The organism is Flavobacterium album (genome assembly GCF_003096035.1).
GTDB lineage: Bacteria > Bacteroidota > Bacteroidia > Flavobacteriales > Flavobacteriaceae > Flavobacterium > Flavobacterium album.
In genome coordinates this window covers 3,039,805-3,057,954 of sequence record NZ_CP029186.1, presented here as the reverse complement: position 1 = coordinate 3,057,954, position 18,150 = coordinate 3,039,805, and the positions used below count along the sequence as shown (strand labels likewise).

Here is an 18,150-nt window from a genome sequence, read left to right as displayed (position 1 = left end):
GTAGTAAAATAATTCGTAAATTTGCCCTTCACAAACGAAAAAACAACTCACATAATGGAAAACGGAATTTACGCAAAATTCAATACCAATAAAGGAAGCATCCTTGTAAAGCTGACTTACGACCTGACTCCGGGAACTGTAGGCAACTTCGTAGGGCTTGCAGAAGGCAACCTTGAAAATAACGAAAAGCCGCAGGGCAAACCATACTACGACGGACTGAAGTTTCACCGGGTTATCCCTGATTTCATGATACAGGGTGGATGCCCGCAGGGAACAGGTACCGGCGGGCCGGGCTACCAGTTTGACGATGAGTTCCACCCAACTCTTACACACAAGGGGCCGGGTGTACTTTCTATGGCGAACGCAGGGCCTGGTACCAATGGGTCGCAATTCTTCATAACGCATGTAGAAACCCCATGGCTGGATAATAAGCACACTGTTTTCGGTAACGTGGTAGAAGGCCAGGATGTAGTTGACCGCATTCAGCAGGGCGATGTTATCGAAAGCCTTGAAATCATCCGCGAAGGCGAAGAGGCTAAAAAGTGGAATGCTATAGAGGCGTTCCGCACCTTTGAAGGTTCCCGTGAAAAACGTGTTGCCGAAGCAAAGAAACAAGCTGAAGAAGCTATGGAAAAACTGGCTGCAGGATTTGACAAGACTGATAGCGGGCTTCGTTACAAAATGATCCAGAAAGGGAACGGCAAAAAAGCCGAGAAAGGCAAAAAAGTATCAGTTCACTATTCAGGCTCATTAGAGAACGGGCAGGTATTTGATTCTTCTTACAAAAGGAAGCAGCCTATCGATTTCCAGCTTGGCGTTGGACAGGTTATCGAAGGATGGGACGAAGGTATTGCACTGCTTCAGGTAGGCGACAAAGCGCGTTTCGTTATACCTTCTCACCTTGGTTATGGTTCACGCGGCGCAGGCGGCGTTATCCCTCCGGATGCCACGCTGATCTTCGATGTAGAATTGATGGAGGTGAAGTAACGTATTCAAAAAGAACTTCATTTGAGCGCATTAAAAATATACCACCTTGTATTACTATAGTTTTACATTGTGCGTGAATAAAACTGTAAAAACCCTAATGTCGTTAGATATTAGGGTTTCTTTTTGATAAAGTAATTTTTTGTTATATTTTAGCGAAATGATGAGTCTGCAGCATATTCCGATACATCCTGCCCTTAAGGGGTATGTGGAAAAGGTATGGATTTTCAGGTCATCGGAAAAAATCGCTGATGAAGATATGAAGTTGGTAGTTCCAAACGGGCTTCCCAAGCTTGTAGTGCCTTTTTGTAACGGGTTGTCGGGAACTATGCCAGGATGGAAACACATGTCAAAAGAAAACAGTATTACCCTCATAGGTATTTGTGATGTTCCTTCAATTGTTGATGTACAGGATGATGCGGAGTCAGGTACAATAGGAGTAGAATTCACCCCAATGGGTATAAGCCGATTTTTTAATATCAGACAGGCGGACATACATAATCGAATTTATGCACTTATAGATGTGGTGGGAAAAAAAGCATTGGAAATTGAAGAACAAATTACTGATGAGCCATCGCCGGAAAAGAAAGCAATACTTCTACAGCATTATCTTCTCAAAATTTTTAACAATGGCCGAGACCCCATATTTGAATATTGCGTTAGCAGGATCCGCTCATCTAAAGGAATGGTACAGATTAAACACCTGGAGCGTGAAACAGGCTACAGCAGTCGCTGGCTTACAGCAAAATTTGATGAAAAATTAGGAATCAGCCCGAAAAACTTATGTTCGGTCGTGCGTTTTCATACTGCCTATCAGGCGTTCTCTTTTAATCAGCCCATTGATGTTTACGGACTTTATTATGATCAGTCTCACTTTATCAGGGAATTTAAAAGGTTTACAGGCATGCCACCAGGAAAATTTGAAAAACAGGTAAACGATTTCGATAAGATATTCTACCGGTAACTTCCGATTTTTACAATTTTTTCTGCGCTCTAAAATATAGCTTTGCTAAAAAAATAATCATTATGAGTTCAAAATTATTATTGAGAATTGCGGCTGTATTAATTACCATACACCTTTTAGGGCATACAATAGGTCATCTTAATTGGGATAATCCGACAGATCCCGGTATGGCAAAAGTGGTTCGGGTAATGAAAGGATATCAGGCTGACTTTATGGGGGCATCAAAAAGCATGGCCGACTACCACACTGGATACAGCATTATGATATTTGGCCTTTTTGGTATGTCGATAGTCATATTGTGGCTTACATCCGGATTTATTAATGAGAATCGCCTAATAGCAAAAAAAGTTGTATGTCCTGTAGGTTTTGCCTATATTTTCTTTGGTATAGCAGAGTATATGTATTTTTTCCCATTTGCAGCAGCGACATCATTCATTGCAGGTTTGCTTATTATGATCGTGTTAGTAAAGAAATAAGCCAGCCATTTTAATGGAATAGTTTTTGAAAGTAAGATTTATAAATCTTACTTTTGCATATTATGAGGTACATTCTATTTTTTTTTCTGATTATTTGTTTTAATTCGCAGGCACAGGTGATGCATTGCGGCTATGACTTTACCTCCTATGTGGTGCTGGATGTGCACGAATCCGGGAAGAAAGAGAATATTAAGAATCTCAGGATAACTATAGTGGATAGCCTTGGCAACGATCTTGTCAACACCGCTAATAAATACAGCTTTAAGAATGCCGATGAGCCGATGGTATTCAGCTTCAATTACCTTATAGGTGATGACAACAAGCGCCTTCCCGAAGGTGCTACCGCTGCAAAAGAGCGCTGGTTCTTCCCGTTTGCCAAAGACAATTACCTTATTTCTGTCGCTAATACTTTCCAGGCCGACCGATTCCAGATAAAGATAGAAGATAAAGATGGTAAAGATAATGGCGGTAAATTCAAAACCGTAATACTGCCTCTTTACAGCTATAACATGTATATGCTCTGCTCTAACGAAAGCCAGCAGGCCGCCATGAAGTTTGGGCGCAAAATGAACAAGCCGATTGATGTGGTTTTGGAAAAGGAATAATCCAATGTATCAATTTTTCAATGTATCAATTCTGTCATGTGAAGCTCAATTGGTACATTACTATATTTAAATAATTGCTTAACTATGCTAACCTGGGAAGAATTTGAAAGAACAGAAATGCGTGTTGGCACCATACTCGAAGCCAATGATTTTCCCGAAGCACGAAAACCGGCCTATCAGCTGACTATAGATTTCGGTACTGAAATCGGTATACGCAAATCCTCGGCGCAGATTACAAAGCGTTACACCAAACAAGAATTAGTTGGAAAGCAGATTGTAGCTGTCGTCAATTTCCCTAAAAAGCAGATCGGCAAATTCATGAGCGAATGCCTTGTGCTAGGCGCAGTAGGGCAGGAGGGCGATGTGATATTGCTTTCTCCTGATTTTAAGGTTGAGAATGGGTTGAGGATTGGGTAGTTTCCATTCTCAAATTTGAAAACTGTCCATTATTTGAATTACTTCAGGTAACAGGTTGTCAAATTCACTATTCAAGGCTGTAAATGTCAATATATATGCTTTTTCATTTTTTAAAAAATAGTATTGTAAAAATTTAACGTTATAATCTGGAATCGATACTTCAAATGTAAGTTCCTGAAATTCTTTCCCATTTGCAGATTTCTTACGACTTGTAATTAATTTCCCTTTGGAATTAATCTGGTTTTTAGATAATTCTGTAAAGGTGTCAAGATTTAAATTCGTGCCTTTGAGGTTTTGTATTAATAAATTGATGTTGTTTCTAAATTTTCCTGTAAATGTCGAGGAAATTAAAATAAAATCAGATCCATTTCTTCCTGTTTCGTCAAGTTTCCAATTTGAGGAGTAATTGATAGAATAATCTGATTTTATAATATTTTTATCTAAGGTTTGGCTAAATCCTTTTACTGTGATTAGGAAGAATAGTATTAAGTATTTTGTATTCATATAATTTTCTTTTGCAATTTCACTCAAATACTTCACTTAGCCTAAAAAGTTTTATAATCACTAATTCAAAAACAAAAAAGCCCAAAACCAAACAGATTCCGGACTTTGTGATCGCTAATTGTGACGGCTGTTAAATATCGTCAAAATTTACATCGGTAAAGTTTTCGGTGGCAGAATAAGATACTGCCTCTTCTCCTTTTTCACCAAAAAGTTTCCTGAAATCTTTCTGGTGCCTTTCAGAAATAACTTCTTCGCCTTTGTTGGAAAGCACATAGTTGGTCATTTCGTCAAGGATCTCCCTGAATGCAGTGAAATCTTCTTTATACAGGTAGATTTTATGTTTCTTGAAGTGAAAAGAACCATCTTCCTCGGTAAACTTTTTACTTTCGGTAATGGTAATGTAATAATCATCGGCTTTTGTGGCCCTTACATCGAAAAAATACGTTCGTCTTCCCGCCCTTAAAACTTTAGAAAAGATCTCTTCCTTTTCCAGCATGTCATGTTCTCTCATAATCCTGGGTTCTTTTATATTGGTCTATGTAGCAACCAAAAATCTAAAAAAAATCTAAATAAAGCAACAAATTATTGCAATTCTTTTTCAGAAAGTTGTTTCAGGTATAATTCTTTATAGTAACCGGGCTGGCTTACCAGCGAATTATGTGTGCCCTGCTGGATGATCCTGCCGTCCTCCAGTATGATTATCTTATCCGCATTTTTTGCAGAAGACACCCTGTGGCTCACGATTATAGTGGTCTTATCCCTGCAGAATTCAAGCAGGTTGTTCAGGATAGCTTCCTCGGTTTCGGTATCCACGGCAGATAGGCAGTCGTCGAGCAGGAGTATCGGCGCATCTTTTATCATGGCGCGTGCAATAGACACGCGTTGTTTCTGTCCGCCGGAAAGCGTTATGCCACGCTCTCCCAATATCGTTTCATACTGGTTTGTAAAGTTTTTGATGTTGTTGTGCACAACTGCTTTTTTGGCTACCGCGATAACTTCATCATTTGTGGCATCCTCATTCCCGAATTTGATATTGTTCTGTATCGTGTCAGAGAACAGGAAGGCATCCTGCGGCACAAAGCCAATGCTATTACGGAGGTCGTACAGGTTGGCCTCTTTAATGTTTACACCATCAACGGTGATGGTGCCACTCTCTGCATCATAAAGCCTGCTGATAAGCGACAGTACGGTTGATTTTCCCGAGCCGGTACGCCCCAATATAGCAAGCGTTTCCCCCTTATTTACTTCAAATGAAACATTTTTAAGTGCGGTGATATTGGTATCGTCATATGTAAATGTCACATCGTTGAATGCGATCTGTCCTAATATAGGAGTATGTTCGGTTGTTTTGTTTTTGACTTCAGGTTCAATCTTCAGGAACTCATTTATCCTTTTTTGCGAAGATTCCGCTTCCTGTATCATCGAGGATATCCATCCTAATGACGCTACCGGCCACGTAAGCATATTGATGTACAGCATGAATTGCACTATGGTGCCAAGCTCTATCCTGCCGTTGATGTACATCATCCCGCCAACGTAGATCACCACCAGGTTGCTCAGGCCTATCAGTAATATCATTAGCGGTCCGAACTGTGCGTTCACTTTAGCAACGCTCATATTCTTTTTAACGCTGTCGCGCGACAGCTCATCAAAAGCAGCCTGTTTTTGCTTTTCGAGCGCATATGCTTTTATTATCCTGATGCCCGAGAACATTTCTTGGGTAAAACTGGATAGTTTGGAAAGGTTCTGCTGGTACAGCGTACTCCTTTTATTGATCTCCCTGCTGATCTTAAAGATACTCCAGGCAAGCAGCGGCAGCGGGATAAGTGTATAAAGGGTGAGCTTTGGCGAAATGATGATCATGTGCGTTATCACGACCACTGTCCTTACTATAGTATTGAGCGAATACATAATGGCAGGCCCTACATACTGGCGCACCCTGTCTACATCGGTACTGATGCGGTTCATAAGGTCGCCGGTGCGGTTCTGCTTGTAAAAACTCTGTGTAAGGTTCTCGTACTGCCTGAATATCTCGTTCTTAAGGTCAAACTCCACATGGCGCGACATTACAATGAGTGTCTGGCGCATAAAAAAGGTGAGTACACCGCCAATTAATGTTGTGGCTATAATAAGGAGAAGGTTTTCGCCCAGCATGTCATAAATGGCTCCGGCAGGCACATTATCCTTCTCGAGGAACTTCTGTGTGGAGTCGATGGATTCCTTAACAAGCTGCGGCGTAAACAAAGAGAATATTTGCGCGGCGATAGTTATTAAAATCCCTAGAAGAAATTGAAATTTATATTTTATAAAATATTTGTTTAAATACTGAAGTTCTTTCATAGTATAATGCAGAATGCAATTCTTTTATAGGCTTAAATGTTAAAACCTTATTCTTGGTAAGGTTTTGTGAGTATCAAAAAAATATACGTTTAATTATTGAATACGTAAAAAAACACAAATATATTGTCTTATCTTAATTATATGTGTAATTTTGTAACCTGTTTTTGAATAATTTCAAATTTAAAAAATTCTATTATGATAACAGAAGTTATTAAAGCTAACGAACTTACGAAGGTCGATCCGGTTTTTGGACAGGCATCTTTCAACGATCATGAGCAGGTGGTTTTTTGCCATGACAAAGATACAGGTTTAAAAGCAATTATTGGTATCCATAACACAGTTTTAGGCCCTGCGCTTGGAGGAACGAGGATGTGGAAATATGCCAATGAGTGGGAAGCCCTGAATGATGTTTTGAGGCTGTCAAGGGGTATGACCTATAAGTCGGCCATTTCAGGATTGAACCTGGGTGGAGGCAAGGCTGTTATCATTGGCGATTCGAAAGTAGACAAGACACCTGAGATGATCACAAGGTTCGGGCAGTTTGTAGATTCGCTTAGCGGAAAATATATCACTGCTGAAGACGTAGGTACAACTACTGCCGATATGGACCGTATACATGTAGTTACAAAACACGTTACCGGTATATCAGAATCTATAGGAGGTTCGGGCAACCCATCTCCTGTAACAGCCTATGGCGTTTATATGGGTATGAAAGCTGCAGCAATGCACCAGTTCGGTTCCAATAACCTTAGCGGTAAAAAAGTATTGGTACAGGGAACAGGCCACGTGGGCGAAACCCTTATCGATTACCTTACAAAAGAAGGCGCTTTGGTGCAGATAGCTGATATCAACCAGGCTAAAATGGAAGAAGTAGCCATAAAATACGGCGCTAAAATATACGAAGGCGACATCTACAGTGCAGATGTTGATATCTATGCTCCATGTGCGCTTGGTGCTACCATTAACGATGACACCATCAACAAGCTTAAAGCTAAAGTTATCGCGGGCGCTGCCAACAACCAGCTTGCAGTAGAGCAGGTGCACGGAAAGATATTGATGGAAAAAGGGATTGCTTATGCACCGGACTTCCTTATCAATGCCGGTGGCATCATCAATGTTTATGCTGAGATCGTAGGCTATGACAAAGCTGAAGCTATGAGAAGGACTGAGAATATCTACAACACTACGCTTGAGATATTCCATTTCGCTGAAGCGAACGGCATCACTACGCAGCAGGCAGCAATGTCTATCGCACAGAAGCGTATTGACGACAGGAAAAAAGAAACCGCTAAATAATTAGCGTAAAAAGATATTATTCTTAATTTTGCGAAGCGAAAGAATTTTTCTTTCGCTTCGTTAATTTTTAAAGGTTCTTAAAGGAGGATGTTAAACAGAAGACATATTCGGGTGAAGGTGATGCAGTCTATTTATGCCATGCATCAAAATGATTCAGACAATCTTGAAAAGGAAGAGAAATTTCTTTTTAACAGCATAGAAAATATCCGTGACCTCTATCTTATCATGCTTTCGGCATTGGTAGAAATAAGGAACAGCGAAGAAGATTTTATTGTAAAATCCCAAAAAAAGCACCTCGCAACTGCCGAGGACCGCAACCCCAACAAGAAATTCATCAACAATAAGGTACTGGAGATCCTTGCCGAAAGCAATGCCCTGAGCATAGCGCTGGAAGACCGCAAGATCAATAACTGGAAACTTAACGATGATTATATACTCCTGCTTCTCGAAGATGTGAAAAGCAGCGAGGTATATGAGAAATACATGCACAACAGGGAGAACAATTTTGAGGAAGACCGCCAGTTTGTGCTGGACCTTTTTACCGAAGTTGTAGCGCCTAACGAAAAGCTGTACGATTACCTCGAAGATCACAAGCTTACCTGGGTAGATGATATCCCATTGGTGAACACGCTTATCAGCAAGCAGCTGAAACAGCTTACCATTGAAGGCAAAGATGCATTTTATGTGCCAAAATTGTATAAAGATGCCGATGATAAGGAGTTTGTGCGCAACCTGTTCCGCAAAACGGTGCTTAACGAGGTAGAGCTTGCCAAAGAATTTATCGATAAGACGCCTAACTGGGATACCGAACGTATTGCCGAGGTGGATGCTATCATCCTTAAAATGGCAATATGCGAATTCCTGAAATTCCCTTCTATCCCGGTAAAAGTAACGATAAACGAATACCTGGAGATCGCAAAGGAATACTCGACACCGAAAAGCAGTATTTTTATCAATGGTATTCTCGATAACCTTATTAAGGACTATCAGGCCAACAATAAATTAGTAAAAACCGGAAGAGGTTTAATGTAAAACAATTTAAAAAAAACAATAGTTATGATTAAAAGATCTGTAGCTATGCTTGCCATAGCAGCTTTAGCGCTTACATCATGCAAAAAAGAAAATGCCGCATTGCGCATTGACGATGCCACTGCCAAAAAAGCAGAGCTTGCCCATGCAGAATCCGGAAAACTGCCGGTGATAAAATTCGCCAGTATGGATCACGATTTTGGTACTATAGAAGAAGGTACTACGGTAGAGCATACTTACACTTTTACCAATGAAGGTACGGCCGACCTGGTTGTGAGCAATGTAAAGGCAAGCTGTGGCTGCACCATACCAAGCTATACCCAAAGCCCTGTGAAACCGGGTGGGACGGGCGAGATAAAAGTTACTTTTAACTCAAGCGGCAAAAGCGGCAACCAGTCAAAACAGGTTACGGTAACCCTTAATACAGAGAAAGGAACCGAAATACTTAACTTTAAAGCCAACGTTACGCCAAAAGCCGGCGGGATAGGCGTTGTAAAACACTAATTCATGGAACAGTTACAAACATTTTTACCATTAGTCTTAATGTTCGTGGTCATTTATTTCCTAATGATAAGGCCACAACAGAAAAAACAGAGACTTGAAAAAGAATTTGAAAAAGCCCTTAAGATAGGCGATAAAATAATTACCAAAAGCGGCATCCACGGAAGGATATCCGAACTTGCTGAAGATACTGTGGTTATAGAAACTATGGCCGGAAAGCTAAAAATGGAACGCAGTGCGATTTCCCTTGAGCTAAGCCAAAAGGTAAGTGCACCGGCAAAAGCATAACGAAATCCCCATCGAGAGATGGGGATTTTTTTATATATACAGTATTAACATGAGTTTAAGCTCTCTTTAAGAGCAGGGTAACAATTCGTTGTGTACCTTTACATTATAGACAGGAAACAATACAGTACACGATGTCGAAGCGAAGATGACGGGTAGTCAGTTTTGCCGCTGGAGGCTGTAAGGGGTGCTGCACTTTCCACCCGTTCGTGCAGGATGAGAACCTACGCCGGCGCTTTATGCGGAAACCGGTCAGCAACACGGCAAATATCGGCGAATAAGTGTACGATAACGTATTTTATCTGTCCGCTGTAATATAATAACAGCAATAATCCCCATCACGAAATCATGATGGGGATTTTTTATACAAATACTTTATCCGGCTGAAGCATGTTACTGCGGCTGAAAACTATCTGTATCTATCGTTCAGGCCCCTGCCTTCCAGTATCATCGGTTTCGACTTTTCAAGCCGTGCTTTCTGTGTTTCTTCACGCTTTGCAGAACCAATAAATTCTAAAAATTCCTTTTGCTTATAAGGTGAAAATCGGGCGAATGCTGCAGCCATTTCAGGTGAGGCATCAAGTTCCTTTTGCAGTATCTCCGGCATTGCGAATTGTTTCGGTTCGGGCTTTACGGCCAGCCCCGCCTTTTCTATTTCAACAGCCTCGTTAATGTATTGCAGCAGCAGTTTTTCGTCAATCTGGCTTATATTGGTAAACCGCCACTGCCGCAGCGATTTAGTGGTGCCTTCCTGTGCATTGATCAGTACACCTGCAGGATCTTTCAGGAAAACCCCTTTGTGGAACCAAATAGCGAAATAGTTGGTAAACCCTCCTATAGCCAGCACATTTTTTCCGTTATAAGTATAGGTTGGCCCGCCCCACTTGGTGGTTTCCTCAAGTCCTGTGGTATTGATGATGGACTTTAGCGCATCCAGCCCTTCAGGCCACAGGTGTTCCTTATTCCAGGTTTTCTTAGGCTGCTCCATGGCTTTTTTCTATCGCGGTAAGCTCGGCGATCCTTACGATCACTTCCACGGCTTTTTGAATGCTTTCTACAGGCACATACTCATATTTGCCATGGAAATTATGCCCACCGGCAAAGATATTCGGGCATGGAAGCCCCATATAGGAAAGCTGGCAGCCGTCAGTACCGCCGCGTATCGGCTTGATTATTGGCGTTATGCCAAGGTCTTTCATCGCCTGCTCGGCAATGTCTACAATATGGAAAACAGGCTCTACCTTTTCCTTCATGTTGTAGTACTGGTCTTTTATCTCGGCAGTGGCAATGTCGCCGCCAAATTGCTTTTCGAATTTTTTGTTGATGCTGTCGGTAATTTTTTTCACCAGCTTTTTACGCTTCTCGAATTTTTTCCTGTCATGGTCGCGTATGATAAGCTGCACCGTAGTTTCCTCAATGCTTCCGTTAATTCCTGTAACATGGAAAAATCCTTCATATCCGGAAGTATGTTCCGGCACTTCTTCTTTCGGCAGTTTCGAAATGAACTTATTGGCGATAAGCATCGAGTTGATCATTTTGCCTTTCGCATAACCCGGATGCACGCTTTTACCTTTAAAGGTTATTTTGGCACCCGCCGCATTGAAGTTTTCGTACTCCAGTTCGCCAATCTGGCTGCCGTCCATAGTATAAGCCCAGTCGGCCCCGAATTTTTCCACATCAAATTTATGCGCACCGCGTCCTATCTCTTCATCCGGTGTAAAGCCGATGCGTATTTTTCCGTGTTTGATCTCAGGATGCTGTATCAGGTATTCCATTGCCGTAACGATCTCGGTAATACCGGCTTTGTCATCAGCGCCCAAAAGGGTAGTACCATCGGTGGTGATTATCGTTTGCCCTTTGTATTGCAACAGGTCTTTAAAATAGTTCGGCGAAAGCACAATATTCTGTTCCTTGTTCAGGATGATATCTCCACCATCATAATTCTCAACGATCTGTGGTTTGATATTGGCCCCGGTAAAATCGGGTGTGGTATCAAAATGGGAAACGAACCCTATTACCGGAACGTCGTGTGCCACGTTCGATGGGAGTGTCGCCATGATATAGGCATTTTCATCAATGGTTACATCTTCAAGCCCTATGGCTTTCAGCTCTTCTACAAGTTTGTTGGCTAAGTCCCATTGCTTTGCAGTGCTCGGCGTGGTATCAGAATTCGGGTCAGATTCGGTATCAACGGTTACATAGCTAATGAACCGGTCTATAATATGCTGCATGTTCGTTTTGTTTGTTGAAGCACAAATTTACGATTTACAGCATTTAATTGCCTAATTTGAACAGTTAAACAGTATATTATTTTTCAGATTCCCATAATGACCCAATTAATCTACTCTTCTGATTGTTTAATCTGTTCCCGGGATGCTTGCAGGCGGTTTTTTCTGCGGATCAAAAGGTCGTACTGAAGTGTCAGGAAACCAAGCAGGATAAAAACGGCATACGTCAGGGCTGAACTGACACTAACTAAAAATATTGAAATAAAGCAGGCTGCAAAGCCCATTGTTGAGAAAAAACCGGCCTGGCTGCGCTTTAACATGAAGCCATCGCGCGCAAAATTATTTTTGAGAGGAATAGTAATGAAGGGTATCCAGAAAAAATAAAAGAAGAATAGTTTTTGAGAAATGCTCAGGTCGTCAACAAAATTCTTTTGAAACTCATCACGAAATTCTAAAAATACTTTTTCCTTGTATTTTACCACATCCTGCTCGTCCACATTTCTTTTTGCAAGCTCCTGGATTGCAATAGTTACCGCAAGCTCTGTATATTCAAATTTCCGGTCGATGATATCTATCAGTTCAGAATTGGAAAGCTGCAAATATCTTTTTTCAAGGTCTTCTTTTGTAACCATTGTACTGTTTTATCCGTCAAATTTAAGTTTTATCCTAGTAATTCTATTTCCCTCTTTAGGTTTTCGCGGGCTTTTGCCTCATAATTATCCCTGAAAAATTCTGTCTTAAAAATATGTTCCATGTCCAGGAAATGCTGTAAGACTTTCTTCCGCCCGGGGTTATACATAAAGTCAGGATATATGGAATACTCTTTACGCACATTCTTGTAATAGGCCGCATAATCCTCCCAATTGCTCCCTACTATTGAAAGGTCGGCATCGGTAAAAAGGTTGGTGTCATTGTCATCACTAACCGTATGCGATTTAGTAGCCATGATCTGCGAGTGGCATAAATCTGTTTTATCAGCAGAGTAACCGATCGCCTTTAAGGCTTTAACTGCGGCTTCAGCGCTTTTCTCCTCATTATCTTTTGCTGTTGCTTTATAAATTATATCATGGTAAAACATTGAGAACAGCAGGGTATCCCAGTCCTGTATGCCACTTTTACAGGTTTCGAGCTGTGTGTAAAGGTTTTCCAGATGCGAGAGGTTGTGGTAATATCGCCCTTTGCCAGAATACTTTTTCTGTATCTCTGCCCAGAGCATTTCGGCAAGTGGTGTATTTGAAGTATAGCTTCCTGCGAGTTGTAAAAAAATGGTTTTAAGCATAAGGAACGTTTCGTGGGATAAATTTACGGAAACATTTATTTATACCGCTTATAATCTTATTTTTGCACTAACAACACAACAACCATGTACAAATCAGTTATCAGGCCATTGCTTTTTCGCTTCGACCCCGAAAAAGTGCACCATTTTACTTTCTCGTCGATACGTTTTCTCAACAGCATTCCGGGCATCCCGTCAGTTTTAAATTCCGTTTATGAAGTTTCCGACCCAAAACTGGAGCGCGAAGTTTTCGGGCTGAAATTTAAAAATCCTGTTGGCCTTGCTGCCGGGCTGGATAAGGATGCCAAACTTTATAAAGAGCTTTCCGGGCTTGGGTTCGGTTTTATAGAAATCGGGACGCTTACGCCAAAACCGCAGGAAGGCAACCCGAAGAAACGTTTGTTCCGCCTTCGCGAAGACAGCGCTATCATTAACCGTATGGGCTTCAATAATGGAGGAGTAGCCGCCGCTGTGGAAAGGCTGAAGAAAAACCCAAAAGGCAAAGGCCACGTGCTGATTGGAGGCAACATCGGGAAAAATAAAGTGACGCCCAATGAAGATGCCGTAAGCGATTACGAGATATGCTTTGATGCCTTGTACGACTACGTAGATTATTTTGTGGTGAATGTGAGCTCACCCAATACGCCGAACCTGCGGGAGCTACAGGATAAGGAACCGCTGACAAAACTGCTTCAAACACTGCAGGATAAAAATAACACCAAACCAAAAGCAAAGCCGATACTGCTAAAAATTGCTCCCGACCTTACCGATGATCAGCTGCTGGATATTATTGATATTGTAAACATTACCAAAATTGCCGGTGTAATCGCGACTAATACTACCATTTCCCGCGAAGGGCTGCAGTCTGGGAATAAGTCGGAAATGGGCGGACTGAGTGGAAAACCGTTAGCAAAACGCTCTACAGAGGTTATCCGTTTCCTTTCAGAGAAAAGCAATAAGGCATTCCCCATCATTGGGGTAGGCGGTATCCATACAGCAGAAGATGCCATGGAAAAGCTGGAAGCCGGAGCAAGCCTGGTGCAGCTTTATACAGGCTTTATTTATGAAGGTCCGGGACTTATTAAGGATATTTGTAAGCGGTTATTAGGTTCTTAGCTATTTAGTTCCTGAGGTGCTTAGAACCTAAGTGCCTCATAACCTAAGCAACTTAAAAAAAACGTTTTCGTAAACACCAATTCTTTTTTATCTTTGGGCTTCTATGAATAAAGTCAAACTTATCGAATGTCCGAGGGATGCCATGCAGGGCATTAAGGCATTTATACCCACCGAGAAGAAAGCAGCCTATATACAGTCCATCCTGCGGGTTGGTTTTGATACCATAGATTTTGGGAGTTTCGTGTCGCCAAAAGCCATCCCGCAAATGCAGGATACGGCAGAAGTTTTAGCTATGCTCGACCTGTCTGCTACCGAAAGCAAGCTGCTTGCCATCATTGCAAACACACAAGGCGCAGAAGCAGCAGCACAGCACAAGGAAATACAATATCTTGGGTATCCGTTCTCTATCTCGGAAAACTTCCAGATGCGAAATACCCACAAGACCATAGCTGAATCGATCATTACATTGCAGGAAATCCTCAATATTGCAGATAAGTCTGATAAGGAAGTTGTGGCTTATCTCTCTATGGGTTTCGGCAATCCGTATGGCGACCCATGGAATGTGGATGTAGTGGGGGAGTGGACCGAAAAGCTGGCCGGGATGGGCGTAAAGATTTTATCCCTTTCAGATACCATAGGCAGCTCGACCCCTGAAGTTATCGACTACCTGTTCGCTAATCTTATTCCGAAGTATCCTAATATCGAATTCGGTGCGCACCTGCACACTACGCCCGATAAGTGGCACGAAAAAGTGGATGCGGCGTACAAAGCAGGCTGCCTGCGTTTTGATGGAGCTATACAGGGCTTTGGCGGCTGCCCCATGGCCAAGGATGAGCTGACCGGCAATATGCCTACCGAAAAAATGCTATCGTACTTTACCGCCCAAAAAGCCGACCATAACCTGCGTGCCATGAGCTTTGAAAGCGCCTATAATGAGGCTACAAAGCTGTTTGGGGAGTATCATTAAAAGTGTTTGGGATATTTTTGATGATTGGACACATGCCTATCGGATCGCAGCTTTATCTGTAGCAACCGTATAACCGGGATCTTCTTCAATATTTACATTGATTACAGCCGCAGCATTTTTAAGCAGTTCGCGGCAATCCGGGCTCAGGTGGCGCAGCTCTACAGTCTTTCCGGACTGGGCATACTTTTTCGTGATGGTATTTAGCGCTTCAATGGCCGACATATCTGCTACCCGGCTTTCCTTAAAGTCTATGATCACATACCCCGGATCATTTTCCACATCGAACTTCTCTGCAAAGGTCATTGCCGAGCCGAAGAACAGCGGCCCATAAATTTCATAATGCTTACTGCCCTGTTGGTCAATATATGTCCTTGCGCGGATGCGCTTAGCACTCTCCCAGGCAAAAACCAACGCCGAGATGATGACTCCTATGAGGACTGCCAGTGCGAGATTGTGAAGCACAATTGTAATTACCGCAACGAGTATACCAACAAAAATATCGTGCTTTGGCATCTTGTTGATTATCCTGAAACTGGACCACTCAAATGTGCCTATGGCAACCATGATCATCACACCGGTCAGGGCAGCCATAGGGAGCCGTCCTATTACCGGGGCACCAAAAAGTATGATAAGCAATATGGTAATGGAAGCAATGATCCCCGACAGGCGCGCCCTCGACCCTGCGGAAAGATTTACAAGTGTTTGTGCGATCATAGGACAGCCGCCCATCCCGTAAAAGAATCCGTTTGCTATGTTCGACCCGCCCTGTGCAATACATTCGCGGTTACTGTTGCCGCGGGTGCCGGTAATCTCATCGGTAAGGTTTAGCGTAAGCAGGCCTTCTGTGAGCCCCACAGCAGCCACTATAAGTGAATACGGAGCAATAATCTTAAAAGCTTCATAGCTAAAAGGGATTTGAGGTATGTGGAATGGCGGGAAGCCCCCTTCTACAGAAGCTATATCGCTCACTGTTTTTGTATCGATATCGAAAAGCAGCACGACCAGGAAAACAATAATTATTGCTACCAGCGATGCAGGAACTGCCTTGGTTATTTTTGGAAAAAGGAGTACTATGCCTATCGTAAGGGCTACTAGTCCCGTCATTATCAAAAGAGCATTTCCTGACAGCCATGAGCTTTGCCCGTTGATAGCGGTTTTAAACTGCTCCAGCTGCGACATGAAAATAATCACCGCGAGCCCGTTTACAAAACCGAACATAACCGGTTGCGGTACCAGCCTTATAAATTTACCCCACTTAAACAGGCCGATAAGTATCTGGATAACCCCTGCAAGGGCAACAGCAGCAAATACATATTCTATGCCGTGCGACTTCATAAGGGCTATCAGCACAACTACGGTCGCGCCTGCCCCGCCGGAGATCATTCCGGGCCGGCCGCCAAAAACTGCTGTTACGAGGCCAGCAATAAATGCGGCATAAAGTCCCACCAATGGCGGAAAGCCTGCAAGAATGGCAAAGGAAAGCGATTCAGGTATCATGGTCATGGCCACTGTAAGCCCTGCCAACACCTCGTTTTTGTAATTTACTTTTTGGGAAAAATCGAATAGGTTTAAAATTTGTTTCATGTGCCGCAAAAGTACGACAAATATGGGGCTATAAAAAACTCCCAGGCCTGGCAGGTACAAATGGCCGTTCGAACAGATAGTATTATTCGGAACTTGTAATTAAATTTTCTTCTGCCATGATCTCCAACGCATTTTCCGTTTCAGCCGGTCCTCCCGACAAGGACCCGGGAAGCAGAATCAGCCTCTTTTTTATTTTACCATTATCTTCAAACAGTACCTCAAACCGTGACCGGGTAAGGCCGGGAATGGCTTTTTTATACGTGACCGACTTAATTGTACTTCGCTCTATAACCGGCGCAGCAGAATTGTTGATGCTGGTAGTGATCCCGTAGATGAGATACAGGCCTGCTGCACAGTATAATGTACAAAAAACAACCTCCCCGTCAGTATAGCTGTTATAAGCCTGATAGAAAAAAATAGCAGCAATAATTCCGTAAATTATCAATATCCTGGCGATTTTATTCCCAACAGATGCCTTAGCTATATTGCCAATTGTACCATCCCTGGTCAGTATGATCTTATCGGGTAAGATATGGCAATAGCCGGTTTTTGTGCGGAATGTTTTTTCCGATGCTAAAAACATTAAATCATTAATTTTTGAAAAGTAAATTTACTATTTCCGACAATGGATTCTTTCCTGCAAATGACTTTAATTTACGATGATTGAATCCCGGAAAAATTAAAGTTAACATTAAGGTTAAGATACCTGACAACGAAGCTATATATATTATTTTCTGAACTCTTCGCTTCTCATAACCCAAATCCTTTTGAGATGATATGAATACAATAACATCTTTGTCTCTTATGCCTGGAGTTATTTTGTGAATAGCCTTCAGCGCATGCTTTTTTTCAATAGAATACATTATTCTTTCAAAATGGTTTGCATGATAAGCATATCCTCTTTCCTTAAAATCTTTTTCCGCTGTCTTTATAAAATCGTCAAAGTATTTATTGCGTAGTTCCTTATCAATATCAGTGCTTTGCTTATTGTAATATTCTTTTATTATCCAGTATTTATAATTATCTGAATATCCGTTTTTATCCCTAATAAGAAATGGGGCAACAAAATAAAGATCCATATAATAATACCTCTCTTTTTTGATCTTTTCTATACTATAAGAAAACGAGGTGTTTCTGGTATCAATAGTATAATCTTCAATTTTATAAAACCTGGTTTTTATATTTTCTGATTCTTGTACATTATTAAGACTAATAAGTGGATTTGTAGCCAAAACCAGCCATGAGGCAGCTGCTACCATAAGCCAAGTCATGTGCCCGATGCATATAAAATAATAAAATAGTAAGGGATCTGAATTACTGTTAAAAACCAAAAGCTTTAATTTTGGGCGTATCCATATCGTAGTTGAAAGCGTTGATAGCCCCACAGGCAAAATGTAATCAGTGAAGTAATCTATAAAGTGAATTTCTATTTTTATTACAAAAAGATAATAGGATAGTAAATAAAAAATTACTGTCGTAATAGTAACCTTTATAAAGATTATTAATATATGCCGCAATTTCAGGCCATAGTCTTTCATGTAAAAAATTCTGAAGCTAAATTATAGAATTATAATAAAC

The 18,150-nt window shown here is 41.6% G+C and carries 21 protein-coding genes; 11 read left to right on the top strand and 10 right to left on the bottom strand.

From position 1 onward, the window contains the following. Window positions 1-54: 54 nt before the first annotated feature. The 5 genes from HYN59_RS13885 to HYN59_RS13865 all read left to right on the top strand — a co-directional run bounded on the left by HYN59_RS13885 (window position 55) and on the right by HYN59_RS13865 (window position 3,446). A complete protein-coding gene (locus HYN59_RS13885; protein WP_108778843.1) occupies window positions 55-987 on the top strand; it encodes a peptidylprolyl isomerase in 933 nt (310 codons plus the stop codon). 157 nt (window positions 988-1,144) lie between these two features. Beyond that, on the top strand, window positions 1,145-1,948 hold the full coding sequence (locus HYN59_RS13880) for a helix-turn-helix domain-containing protein (protein ID WP_108778841.1): 804 nt from the start codon (window positions 1,145-1,147) through the stop codon (window positions 1,946-1,948). 62 nt (window positions 1,949-2,010) lie between these two features. Next, window positions 2,011-2,424, top strand: coding sequence for an LIC_13387 family protein (locus tag HYN59_RS13875; RefSeq protein WP_108778840.1), 414 nt, complete (start codon window positions 2,011-2,013; stop codon window positions 2,422-2,424). Between the two features lie 62 nt (window positions 2,425-2,486). Beyond that, window positions 2,487-3,029 (top strand): hypothetical protein, encoded by a 543-nt coding sequence (locus HYN59_RS13870; RefSeq protein ID WP_108778839.1) that lies wholly within the window; start codon window positions 2,487-2,489, stop codon window positions 3,027-3,029. An 84-nt stretch (window positions 3,030-3,113) separates the two neighbouring features. Continuing rightward, window positions 3,114-3,446, top strand: a complete 333-nt coding sequence (locus HYN59_RS13865) for a tRNA-binding protein (RefSeq protein ID WP_108778837.1) — start codon at window positions 3,114-3,116, stop codon at window positions 3,444-3,446. 9 nt (window positions 3,447-3,455) lie between these two features. On the opposite strand, the gene HYN59_RS13860 is transcribed toward HYN59_RS13865, so the two are convergent. The 3 genes from HYN59_RS13860 to HYN59_RS13850 all read right to left on the bottom strand — a co-directional run bounded on the left by HYN59_RS13860 (window position 3,456) and on the right by HYN59_RS13850 (window position 6,290). Further along, window positions 3,456-3,950: a PsbP-related protein gene (locus HYN59_RS13860; protein WP_108778836.1), complete on the bottom strand. Its 495-nt coding sequence runs from the start codon at window positions 3,948-3,950 to the stop codon at window positions 3,456-3,458. A gap of 130 nt (window positions 3,951-4,080) precedes the next feature. Continuing rightward, window positions 4,081-4,461, bottom strand: a complete 381-nt coding sequence (locus tag HYN59_RS13855) for a PUR family DNA/RNA-binding protein (protein WP_108778834.1) — start codon at window positions 4,459-4,461, stop codon at window positions 4,081-4,083. Window positions 4,462-4,532: 71 nt separating this feature from the next. Continuing rightward, complete coding sequence (locus HYN59_RS13850; protein WP_108778832.1) at window positions 4,533-6,290, bottom strand: ABC transporter ATP-binding protein; 1,758 nt, start codon at window positions 6,288-6,290, stop codon at window positions 4,533-4,535. A gap of 195 nt (window positions 6,291-6,485) precedes the next feature. Between HYN59_RS13850 and HYN59_RS13845 the strand changes: the two genes are divergently transcribed. From HYN59_RS13845 to yajC, 4 genes are all read left to right on the top strand, one after another. Beyond that, on the top strand, window positions 6,486-7,586 hold the full coding sequence (locus HYN59_RS13845; RefSeq protein ID WP_108778830.1) for a Glu/Leu/Phe/Val dehydrogenase dimerization domain-containing protein: 1,101 nt from the start codon (window positions 6,486-6,488) through the stop codon (window positions 7,584-7,586). 120 nt (window positions 7,587-7,706) lie between these two features. Further along, complete coding sequence (gene nusB, locus HYN59_RS13840; RefSeq protein ID WP_108778828.1) at window positions 7,707-8,618, top strand: transcription antitermination factor NusB; 912 nt, start codon at window positions 7,707-7,709, stop codon at window positions 8,616-8,618. Between the two features lie 24 nt (window positions 8,619-8,642). Next, window positions 8,643-9,119: a DUF1573 domain-containing protein gene (locus tag HYN59_RS13835; protein ID WP_245895575.1), complete on the top strand. Its 477-nt coding sequence runs from the start codon at window positions 8,643-8,645 to the stop codon at window positions 9,117-9,119. 3 nt (window positions 9,120-9,122) lie between these two features. Then, window positions 9,123-9,404 (top strand): preprotein translocase subunit YajC, encoded by a 282-nt coding sequence (yajC, locus tag HYN59_RS13830; RefSeq protein WP_108778827.1) that lies wholly within the window; start codon window positions 9,123-9,125, stop codon window positions 9,402-9,404. Between the two features lie 406 nt (window positions 9,405-9,810). On the opposite strand, the gene HYN59_RS13825 is transcribed toward yajC, so the two are convergent. The 4 genes from HYN59_RS13825 to HYN59_RS13810 form a co-directional block, all read right to left on the bottom strand. After that, window positions 9,811-10,389: a YdeI/OmpD-associated family protein gene (locus HYN59_RS13825; RefSeq protein WP_108778825.1), complete on the bottom strand. Its 579-nt coding sequence runs from the start codon at window positions 10,387-10,389 to the stop codon at window positions 9,811-9,813. Next, window positions 10,376-11,632 carry a peptidase T gene (pepT, locus tag HYN59_RS13820; RefSeq protein WP_108778823.1) on the bottom strand — a complete coding sequence of 419 codons (1,257 nt, stop codon included), beginning with the start codon at window positions 11,630-11,632 and terminating at the stop codon, window positions 10,376-10,378. The genes HYN59_RS13825 and pepT overlap by 14 nt, the downstream gene beginning before the upstream one ends. A 110-nt stretch (window positions 11,633-11,742) precedes the next feature. Next, window positions 11,743-12,261, bottom strand: a complete 519-nt coding sequence (locus HYN59_RS13815) for a hypothetical protein (RefSeq protein WP_108778822.1) — start codon at window positions 12,259-12,261, stop codon at window positions 11,743-11,745. A 29-nt stretch (window positions 12,262-12,290) separates the two neighbouring features. Continuing rightward, complete coding sequence (locus HYN59_RS13810; protein ID WP_108778821.1) at window positions 12,291-12,908, bottom strand: HD domain-containing protein; 618 nt, start codon at window positions 12,906-12,908, stop codon at window positions 12,291-12,293. A gap of 84 nt (window positions 12,909-12,992) precedes the next feature. Between HYN59_RS13810 and HYN59_RS13805 the strand changes: the two genes are divergently transcribed. Next, window positions 12,993-14,021 (top strand): quinone-dependent dihydroorotate dehydrogenase, encoded by a 1,029-nt coding sequence (locus HYN59_RS13805; protein ID WP_108778820.1) that lies wholly within the window; start codon window positions 12,993-12,995, stop codon window positions 14,019-14,021. Window positions 14,022-14,124: 103 nt separating this feature from the next. Next, entirely contained in the window at window positions 14,125-14,988 is an 864-nt protein-coding gene (locus HYN59_RS13800; RefSeq protein WP_108778819.1) for a hydroxymethylglutaryl-CoA lyase, read from the top strand. A 36-nt stretch (window positions 14,989-15,024) separates the two neighbouring features. Here HYN59_RS13800 and HYN59_RS13795 read toward each other — a convergent pair whose 3' ends face one another. The 3 genes from HYN59_RS13795 to HYN59_RS13785 all read right to left on the bottom strand — a co-directional run bounded on the left by HYN59_RS13795 (window position 15,025) and on the right by HYN59_RS13785 (window position 18,110). Continuing rightward, on the bottom strand, window positions 15,025-16,572 hold the full coding sequence (locus HYN59_RS13795; RefSeq protein WP_108778818.1) for a SulP family inorganic anion transporter: 1,548 nt from the start codon (window positions 16,570-16,572) through the stop codon (window positions 15,025-15,027). A gap of 82 nt (window positions 16,573-16,654) precedes the next feature. After that, window positions 16,655-17,155, bottom strand: a complete 501-nt coding sequence (locus HYN59_RS13790; RefSeq protein WP_108778817.1) for a phosphoribosylaminoimidazolesuccinocarboxamide synthase — start codon at window positions 17,153-17,155, stop codon at window positions 16,655-16,657. A 7-nt stretch (window positions 17,156-17,162) separates the two neighbouring features. Beyond that, window positions 17,163-18,110, bottom strand: a complete 948-nt coding sequence (locus HYN59_RS13785) for a hypothetical protein (protein WP_108778816.1) — start codon at window positions 18,108-18,110, stop codon at window positions 17,163-17,165. Window positions 18,111-18,150: the final 40 nt, after the last annotated feature.

Bases quoted from the DNA above. Each gene is read 5' to 3' on its own strand.
- HYN59_RS13885 (WP_108778843.1), top strand. From the start codon at position 55: ATGGAAAACGGAATTTACGCAAAATTCAATACCAATAAAGGAAGCATC.
- HYN59_RS13880 (WP_108778841.1), top strand. From the start codon at position 1,145: ATGATGAGTCTGCAGCATATTCCGATACATCCTGCCCTTAAGGGGTAT.
- HYN59_RS13875 (WP_108778840.1), top strand. From the start codon at position 2,011: ATGAGTTCAAAATTATTATTGAGAATTGCGGCTGTATTAATTACCATA.
- HYN59_RS13870 (WP_108778839.1), top strand. From the start codon at position 2,487: ATGAGGTACATTCTATTTTTTTTTCTGATTATTTGTTTTAATTCGCAG.
- HYN59_RS13865 (WP_108778837.1), top strand. From the start codon at position 3,114: ATGCTAACCTGGGAAGAATTTGAAAGAACAGAAATGCGTGTTGGCACC.
- HYN59_RS13860 (WP_108778836.1), bottom strand. From the start codon at position 3,950: ATGAATACAAAATACTTAATACTATTCTTCCTAATCACAGTAAAAGGA.
- HYN59_RS13855 (WP_108778834.1), bottom strand. From the start codon at position 4,461: ATGAGAGAACATGACATGCTGGAAAAGGAAGAGATCTTTTCTAAAGTT.
- HYN59_RS13850 (WP_108778832.1), bottom strand. From the start codon at position 6,290: ATGAAAGAACTTCAGTATTTAAACAAATATTTTATAAAATATAAATTT.
- HYN59_RS13845 (WP_108778830.1), top strand. From the start codon at position 6,486: ATGATAACAGAAGTTATTAAAGCTAACGAACTTACGAAGGTCGATCCG.
- nusB (WP_108778828.1), top strand. From the start codon at position 7,707: ATGCAGTCTATTTATGCCATGCATCAAAATGATTCAGACAATCTTGAA.
- HYN59_RS13835 (WP_245895575.1), top strand. From the start codon at position 8,643: ATGATTAAAAGATCTGTAGCTATGCTTGCCATAGCAGCTTTAGCGCTT.
- yajC (WP_108778827.1), top strand. From the start codon at position 9,123: ATGGAACAGTTACAAACATTTTTACCATTAGTCTTAATGTTCGTGGTC.
- HYN59_RS13825 (WP_108778825.1), bottom strand. From the start codon at position 10,389: ATGGAGCAGCCTAAGAAAACCTGGAATAAGGAACACCTGTGGCCTGAA.
- pepT (WP_108778823.1), bottom strand. From the start codon at position 11,632: ATGCAGCATATTATAGACCGGTTCATTAGCTATGTAACCGTTGATACC.
- HYN59_RS13815 (WP_108778822.1), bottom strand. From the start codon at position 12,261: ATGGTTACAAAAGAAGACCTTGAAAAAAGATATTTGCAGCTTTCCAAT.
- HYN59_RS13810 (WP_108778821.1), bottom strand. From the start codon at position 12,908: ATGCTTAAAACCATTTTTTTACAACTCGCAGGAAGCTATACTTCAAAT.
- HYN59_RS13805 (WP_108778820.1), top strand. From the start codon at position 12,993: ATGTACAAATCAGTTATCAGGCCATTGCTTTTTCGCTTCGACCCCGAA.
- HYN59_RS13800 (WP_108778819.1), top strand. From the start codon at position 14,125: ATGAATAAAGTCAAACTTATCGAATGTCCGAGGGATGCCATGCAGGGC.
- HYN59_RS13795 (WP_108778818.1), bottom strand. From the start codon at position 16,572: ATGAAACAAATTTTAAACCTATTCGATTTTTCCCAAAAAGTAAATTAC.
- HYN59_RS13790 (WP_108778817.1), bottom strand. From the start codon at position 17,155: ATGTTTTTAGCATCGGAAAAAACATTCCGCACAAAAACCGGCTATTGC.
- HYN59_RS13785 (WP_108778816.1), bottom strand. From the start codon at position 18,110: ATGAAAGACTATGGCCTGAAATTGCGGCATATATTAATAATCTTTATA.